Annotated in this window: 5 protein-coding genes; 4 read left to right on the forward strand and 1 reads right to left on the reverse strand. The window is 45.4% G+C overall.

Annotation, left to right across the window (positions count from 1 at the left end; genetic code table 11):
- Nucleotides 1-113: 113 nt before the first annotated feature.
- Entirely contained in the window at nucleotides 114-1409 is a 1296-nt protein-coding gene (locus tag PseudUWO310_RS22325) for an ABC transporter ATP-binding protein (protein ID WP_143190562.1), read from the reverse strand.
- Between the two features lie 466 nt (nucleotides 1410-1875).
- Between PseudUWO310_RS22325 and PseudUWO310_RS22330 the strand changes: the two genes are divergently transcribed.
- The 4 genes from PseudUWO310_RS22330 (at nucleotide 1876) to PseudUWO310_RS22345 (ending at nucleotide 7687) form a co-directional block, all read left to right on the forward strand.
- A complete protein-coding gene (locus PseudUWO310_RS22330) occupies nucleotides 1876-4668 on the forward strand; it encodes a DNA topoisomerase (ATP-hydrolyzing) subunit A (protein ID WP_143190563.1) in 2793 nt (930 codons plus the stop codon).
- Nucleotides 4669-5111: 443 nt separating this feature from the next.
- Nucleotides 5112-6146: a 3-deoxy-7-phosphoheptulonate synthase gene (gene aroF, locus PseudUWO310_RS22335; protein WP_143190564.1), complete on the forward strand. Its 1035-nt coding sequence runs from the start codon at nucleotides 5112-5114 to the stop codon at nucleotides 6144-6146.
- Between the two features lie 163 nt (nucleotides 6147-6309).
- Nucleotides 6310-6768 (forward strand): acyl-CoA thioesterase, encoded by a 459-nt coding sequence (locus PseudUWO310_RS22340; protein WP_143190565.1) that lies wholly within the window; start codon nucleotides 6310-6312, stop codon nucleotides 6766-6768.
- 286 nt (nucleotides 6769-7054) lie between these two features.
- Nucleotides 7055-7687 carry a class I SAM-dependent methyltransferase gene (locus PseudUWO310_RS22345; protein ID WP_143190566.1) on the forward strand — a complete coding sequence of 211 codons (633 nt, stop codon included), beginning with the start codon at nucleotides 7055-7057 and terminating at the stop codon, nucleotides 7685-7687.
- The last annotated feature ends 281 nt before the right edge of the window (nucleotides 7688-7968 follow it).

The following is a 7968-nucleotide window of genomic DNA, read 5'->3' on the forward strand; positions in this document are numbered from 1 at the left end:
CACACTGCCTATCGTCGTCTGCGTCAGATGTGTATATGACACAGGGTTTTAGGGTTTTATATTTAATTAAGCCCACTTACTTAATAGCTATGTAATAGTTTCTATAACTTTTTTTAAATATTGGCTAATCCATAATTTTCTGAGTGCCATAAAGCATTAACTAAACTAACTCCGTGGGAAATCGGTGGAACCTCCCCAGAATTATAAAAATCTCCATCCACAACTGTGACATCAATAGCACTATCCATTGAATCAAAATAACTCCCATCCCTTCCATTGTTTGGCATTATACTATAGCTCAATCTATACACAGATGATGGTAAAGGTAATCTCTTGATTTGGCACACAAATGCACCATGTCCATAGGCGATATCTAGAGTGTTTTGAGTAAGTCTACTATGATGTAAAAATACTGGATTGTCTTGGTTAGTTTTAAAAGATATTCCTGCAAGAATTCGATCGTTTTTAAGTAGTTTTGTTTCAAAATAAAGGTAAATACTGATATCCTGTCCTGATTTTACAACGTCCAAACTTTTGCCATCTTCATCCCTAATATCAATACTTACTACTTTGATCTCTCCAGTTCCTTGGCGATCTTGGCGATCGCGTAGAGAGACTACATTATTTGTAAGACTCGATAGATATTTAGTAATTGCATTTGTCCGATCGCCGACATATCTAAGCTCTCCACCTGCTAACAAAATTCCGCGATCGCATAGTTTTTCAACGGCAGCGATATTATGACTGACAAATAAAACCGTTCTTCCCTGTTTCCCGACATCTTCCATCTTTCCCAAACATTTCTTTTGAAAAGCGGCATCTCCCACAGCCAAAACTTCATCAACAATTAAAATCTCTGGTTCGAGATGGGCGGCAACGGCAAAAGCTAGCCTGATATACATTCCTGAAGAATATCTTTTAACTGGCGTATCTAAAAATCTTTCTACTTCAGCAAAGGCAACTATTTCGTCAAATTTTGTCTTGATTTCATTTCTCTTCATCCCCAAAATTGCACCATTAAGGTAGATATTCTCTCGACCTGTTAGTTCGGGATGGAAGCCAGTGCCAACTTCTAAAAGGCTCACAACTCGCCCTTTAATCGATATTTTCCCAGCAGTGGGCTCAATGATGCGACTGAGGATTTTGAGGAGGGTGGATTTGCCTGCACCATTACGCCCGATGATGCCTACGCGATCGCCGCGCTTAATTTCAAAGGATATATCCTTGAGCGCCCAAAATTCTTCCTTGACTTCATGAGGTTGAAAGCGATCTTTCCTGAGAAAACTTTGCGCGAAGTTTTTTGTGCCATTGGCGATCGCCTCTCGCAAAGACCGATAACTTTCTTGCTTTTGATGACCAATAATGTATTTCTTGCTTAAATTTTCGACTTGGATTACTACATCAGACATTTTGAGTTCTTAAAACTTGAGTTCTTAAAACTAAGTCGGCAAAGATTGCTGACCACTATATCAGAAGTGCGATCTCAACTATGGCGAGTATGTTGAGGCTATGCCTAGCCTCTAGTTATAGCTACTAGTTACAGCAATTATCGATCAAACGAACCATAAGGAAATTTTTGAAAGCGTTGCTTAGCAACGCTTTCAAAAATTTCCTTGGTTTGAGCGCAAAGCGCTGTATGGCTGTTTATAGCTGTCGCCAGTCTTGTTAGGACAAAATTAAAACCCAAATTAAAACCCAAAACAGTGTTGCAGCGCTCTGCGCTGCAACACTGTTTTGGGTTTTATGTCCTTGCCTATACCTAGGTCATAAGAGGAAAAAATAGCACTGGTGAAACGCAAAGACACTACACGACTTGTTTTTGCTGTTACATTGTTTTTGTTATCGTGATTATCTTGTACAGCGTTCGTAGATTTTATGGCAAAGCAAGGGCAGCAACAGTTAGATTTCGGGTTGGAGTCTAATGGGGGAAATATCATACCAACCTCATTGCATACTGAAATGCAGCGATCGTATCTAGAGTATGCGATGAGCGTGATTGTTGGTCGTGCTTTACCCGATGCCCGTGACGGTCTCAAACCTGTGCACCGCAGGATTATCTATGCAATGCATGAGCTAGGGTTGGTGCCCGATCGCCCCTTTCGTAAATGCGCCCGTGTCGTCGGTGATGTATTGGGTAAGTATCATCCCCACGGCGATCAATCGGTTTATGATGCGCTCGTCCGCTTGGTACAGGATTTTTCGAGCCGATACCCTTTGCTGGCAGGACATGGCAACTTTGGCTCGGTGGATAACGATCCTGCGGCGGCGATGCGCTATACCGAATGTCGTTTGGCGGCGATCGGCAATGAGGCTTTGCTGAGTGAAATTGAGGAGGAAGTTGTCGATTTTGTCGATAACTTTGATGGTTCGGAGCAGGAGCCAGCGGTACTGCCCGCTCAGTTACCCATGCTGTTGCTCAATGGTTCGACGGGGATCGCTGTGGGCATGGCGACGAATATCCCGCCGCACAATTTGAGCGAGATCGTTGATGGGGCGATCGCTTTACTCGAAAATCCAGATCTACCCGACGATCGGTTATTGAGTTTAATCCCTGCCCCTGACTTCCCAACTGGGGGGATCGTTATGAATGAGGAGGGCGTGCGCGAGGCCTACCTAACTGGACGCGGGAGTATTACGATTCGGGGCGTTGCTTCAGTAGAGCAGTTTGGCGGCAAAGGTACGGGCAAGCGCCAAAAACAAGCCATTATTGTGACCGAGTTGCCCTATCAGGTGAATAAATCGGCATGGATTGAGAAAATTGCGGAATTGGTAAATAATGGCAAAATTGAGGGGATTTCCGATATCCGTGATGAAAGCGATCGCGCGGGAATGCGCGTCGTCATCGAGATCAAAAAGGATATTGCGCCAGAAGTAATCATCGATCAGCTCTATCGCCAGACTGCGTTGCAATCAAATTTTGGAGTGATTTTGTTAGCCCTCAAAGGCTCGCAACCCAAGCAGATGAGTCTGCGCGAATTGTTGCAAGAGTTTCTCTCCTTTCGGGAAGAGACCCTTGCTAAGCGGTTTCGCTATGAGTTGAAAAAAGCCCAAGAAAAATCCCATTTATTAGAGGGGCTAGCGATCGTTCTCCAAGATATCGATCGCTTGATTCGGATTTTAAGGTTTGCTAATAACAGCGCTCTTGCCAAAACCGATCTCCAGACGGAGTTTTCCCTCTCGGAAACCCAAGCTGAGGCGATTCTCTCGATGCCTTTGCGTCGGATCACTGCCATTGAGCAACAAAAGATCCGCGATGAGTTGGAGACGTTGCAACAGCAAGTGGCGAGACTTGAGAAATTGCTAGGAGATCGGCGTGAGTTAGTCAAATTTTTGAAGAAAGAACTACGTGATCATAAAAAAAGGCATAGTGATCAACGGCGGACGCATCTTGCTTGGCAGCTTTTAAGTAATCGTCCTGAGGAACCTTTGGGTGAGGATGAGGCAGAGATACCTAAAGGCAATTCAAAAAAAGCTAAGTCCCAAAATACGGATAACGGCAATCAACAAACCCTTGAGATGGGGGCTGTAACGGAGAATTTTCTAGACAAAACTGCTACGAAAGCTCCCAAAGCTACCAATCAAGGAGCCGAAAAAACAAGCGATCGCCAATCGGCAACCAAATCGGCAACCAAATCTACAACTAAATCGGCAACTGGCAAGCAACCGCAGACCATCGAAGTGCCGCTTATTTCTCTGACGACTGAGCTGAATATCCCCGTTGCGGAGCCCCAAGATGTGACGATTCAACTCACCCATAAAGGCTACATTAAGGGTTTAGAAAGTAATTCTAAAGCTACTCAATTGGTCGATCTCGGTGATGATGTCACGATCGCTTCCAGCGATACCCGTAGCGATCGCGAAATGGTGGTACTGACGGATGCGGGGCGAGCCTTTCCCATTGCCCTGCGCAATCTGCCGATCGCCAAGGGTAAGAGTCGCGGCACGCCTTTAATTACGTTGCTACCCGATAGCACCGATCGCATCGTGTCCCAATTTATTTGGGAAAAGAATCCAGCATCTACGGAAGGCTTAGTCCTGCTTTCCCGTCAAGGCAAAATTAAGCGATCGCCACTAGCCGAATTTGCCGATATGACCGCACGCGGATTAATTGCCGCCAAATTTAAGGATGATGATGCGCTTTTCTGGGCTGATATTGTGGGGTTAGAACAGGAATTAGCGATCGCCACTTCCGCAGGGAGAATTCTTCGCCTTAAAGCCGATGAAACCCAAATCCCCACCGTGGGGCGTGCGGCGGCAGGAAATATTGCCCTAAGGTTGGGAAGCTCGGAAACGCAGATCGGCGTATCGATTCTGGATTTACAACAGTATCCCAGTTCGGAACTAATCCTGATTACGGCGGAAGGCTTCGCTAAACGGGTAGCAGCGGCAAACATTCGTTCTGCGGTCAGAGGCGCGATCGGTTCACAGTGCTTCAAATTCCAATCGCGCACTGACAGTTTAGTCAGCATGATCGCGATCGCTAGCCCTCGCCTTGATTTACCAGTCACCTTCTTGATCGGTCAAGATCGCGATAATGGGTTAAGAACTGTCCAAATGCCTTTAGGCGCGATTCCCCTAGAGTTACCCAATAGTCAAGGACGCTCTATTTTTGCTGGGGAAAGCGATCTCATGCGATCGGAAAAAGTGATTCGCGTAGTTGCCAAATAAGGTCTAAAGCCAAGAAATAGCGCTGCGGGGCAAAGCCCCGCAGCGCTATTTCTTGGCTAGGAACGGGGTAGGCAAGTTTATGTAATACCCAAGCTCAAAATGGCTACGCCATTTTGAGCTTGGAAAACCCTTTCGTGAATTGGTATAGCTGTCGCCAATTGTACTAGGACATAAACCCCAAGAATTGACTGGCGGCGCTTCGCGCCGCCAGTCAATTCTTGGGGTTTGATTTGTCCTAAGTCAAGTGAATGTAGCTATATCAGCCGATAGCAACAATGGGCGGGCTTGGTATAATTAATATAGCTATAGTCAATAATGTGAGGACAAAAATCAAACCCAATAGAGAGTTGCGGCGCAAAGCGCCGCAACTCTCTATTGGGTTTACTGTCCTGACTTCAGTGGCGATAGCTATAACATTCAAGGAAAATAGCAGGAGACTAGCCGTGATCGTAGTAACCAAGATCGGTACATCTGCAACAGAAATTGAGCGGATATGCGATGAACTATCTAGCTGGGGATTATCTCCCGAAAAAATTGTGGGGAAACATAAGGTCGTGTTGGGACTGGTTGGCGAGACCGCCAACCTTGATGTCCATCGTATTGAAGAATTAAGCCCCGCCATTGAGACCGTCTTGCGGGTGGAGCGTCCTTTTAAACGGGCTAGTCGTGAATATCGTCAGAATGAATCTAGCGTTGTTATCGTGCCCACCCCCAATGGCGATATTGCGATCGGTGAAAACTCTCCCTTAGTCGTAGTGGCGGGTCCTTGTTCGGTGGAGAATGAAGAGATGATTGTGGAAACTGCGATGCGAGTGAAAGCCTCAGGTGCGCAGTTCCTAAGAGGTGGAGCCTATAAACCCCGTACCTCACCCTACGCCTTTCAAGGGCATGGAGAAAGCGCTCTATCTCTATTAGCCGCAGCAAGGGAAGCGAGTGGATTGGGAATTATTACGGAAGTAATGGATACGGCGGATATTGATCGGATTGCCGAAGTTGCCGATGTACTGCAAATTGGTGCGAGAAATATGCAGAATTTCTCCTTGCTTAAGCAGGTAGGCAAACAGAATAAGCCAATTTTGTTAAAGCGAGGACTAGCCGCGACGATTGACGATTGGCTGATGGCCGCAGAGTATATTCTTGCCGAGGGCAATCCTCAAGTGATCCTTTGCGAACGCGGTATTCGTACCTTTGATCGCGAATATACCCGCAATACTCTAGACTTAGCCGCAGTTCCCGTATTGCGTAAGTTAACCCATCTGCCGATTATGATCGATCCCAGTCATGGTACGGGCTGGTCGGACTACGTGCCATCGATGAGCTTGGCGGCGATCGCTGCGGGTGTCGATTCCCTGATGATTGAAGTACATCCCAATCCTAAGAAGGCTTTGTCTGATGGTCCCCAGTCGCTTACTTTCGATGACTTCGACAAGCTGATGGTCAAAATCAACCGAATGGCTCAAGTGATGGAGCGAGCATAGAGATGGGTTGAAGCACAAAGTGCTTCAACCCATCTCTCGTTAGGACTATGGGACTTGCGATTTAATGAAGTACCAAATATAAAACCAGAATCGGTGGCGCGGCGGAGCCGCGCCACCGATTCTGGTAAATCTGGATTGGAATCTTATTTTCTCGCAAGTCCCTATGTATAAACCATTTACTTACGATCGCTCAATTCATTTTCAAGACACAGATGCGGCAGGAGTCGTTTATTTTGCCAATGGCTTATCGCTCTGTCATGAGGCCTATGAGGCTTCTTTGGTAATGTCAGGAATTAATCTCAGAGCCTTTTTTGCTGGCAAAGAGATCGCCGTTCCCGTTACCCATGCCAGTATTGATTTTTTTAAACCTATGTTTTGTGGCGATCGCATTACCATAGAGCTTACGCCAACTTTACTGAGCCCCGCATCCTTCCAAATTGCATATCAATTATTGCCCGATGAAGTATTGTTTGATGAAGGTTTTTATGGAGAAGGATTAGAGAAAAAAGCGATCGCTAAAGCCTTAACTAAACATGTCTGCATTAATCCAACTACTAGAACAAGGTGCAATCTATCCCAAGAACTTTTAAGGTGGATCGACTCATGCCATTCGAGAGAATAGAGTAAGTAGCGAAGCAGAATTGGCGTTTTTCATGTTGCCTAAGGCAACATGAAAAACGTTATAAGTAGTGCAGCATAATTAAAAACCAAAACCAGAGAGCGTACCGCCCGCTACGCGGGCGGTACGCTCTTCTAGGTTTTAAGTTTACCCTAGCTACTTATACCAATTCACGAAAGTTTGACAACACTTTTGGGAATTAAAAACCAAAACCAGTAAGGGTTTTCAAATCACAAAATGGCTACGCCATTTTGTGATTTGGTATTACATAAGCAATGGCAATGAACCAATGACTACAATATTTCGGGACTGGAGTTATCGCTATCAATGGTTTTATGACATGGTTTCTGCTTTGGCAGCGATCGCTGTGGGTGGGGAAAAACGCTTTCACCGTTTGTTTTTAGAGGATTTGCCAATTAACCCCGAAGCAAAAGTTCTCGATCTTTGTTGCGGAGCAGGGCAAGCAACCCATGAAATGGTCAAGCATTTTCATCATGTGACGGGGTTAGATGCCTCCCCGATCGCGATCCACCGCGCCAAACGAAATGTGCCCCAAGCTCAGTATGTAGAAGCCTTTGCCGAAAAAATGCCCTTTAGCGATCGCGCTTTCGATCTGGTGATTACGAATACAGCGATGCATGAGATGGCATCAGAACAGTTACGACAAATCATTCAAGAAGTCCATCGGATTTTGCTTCCCGAAGGTCAATTTATCATTATTGATTTCCATCGTCCGACTAACCCCCTTTTCTGGTTACCGATTGCCACTTTTCTATGGTTGTTTGAGACAGAAACTGCATGGCAATTGCTCCAAACTGACCTCCACCAACTTTTAAGCCAATCGGGATTTCAAGTTACATCTAGCCGACTCTATGCGGGGGGAAGCTTACAGGTTTTAAGGGCAACTAAACAAATTGCTTAGGCGATCAAATGCCGAAGAGAATGGCGATCGCCATTCTCTTCGGCATTTGCCAAAATATCTATATCTAATACCAAATCACAAAATGGCGTAGCCATTTTGTGATTTTAAAACCCTTGCTGAGTTTGGTTTTTAATTCCCAAAAGTGTAGCCACACTTTTGGGAATTGGTATAATACCAAATCACAAAAGTAAAAGCCTTGCATAGCAAGGCTTTTACTTTTGTGATTTGAAAATTTGCTAGCTTAACTCGAACTGACGTTAAGGAATAGGTCAAGGATGGGC

It is taken from the genome of Pseudanabaena sp. UWO310, assembly GCF_006861605.1.
Lineage (GTDB): Bacteria > Cyanobacteriota > Cyanobacteriia > Pseudanabaenales > Pseudanabaenaceae > Pseudanabaena.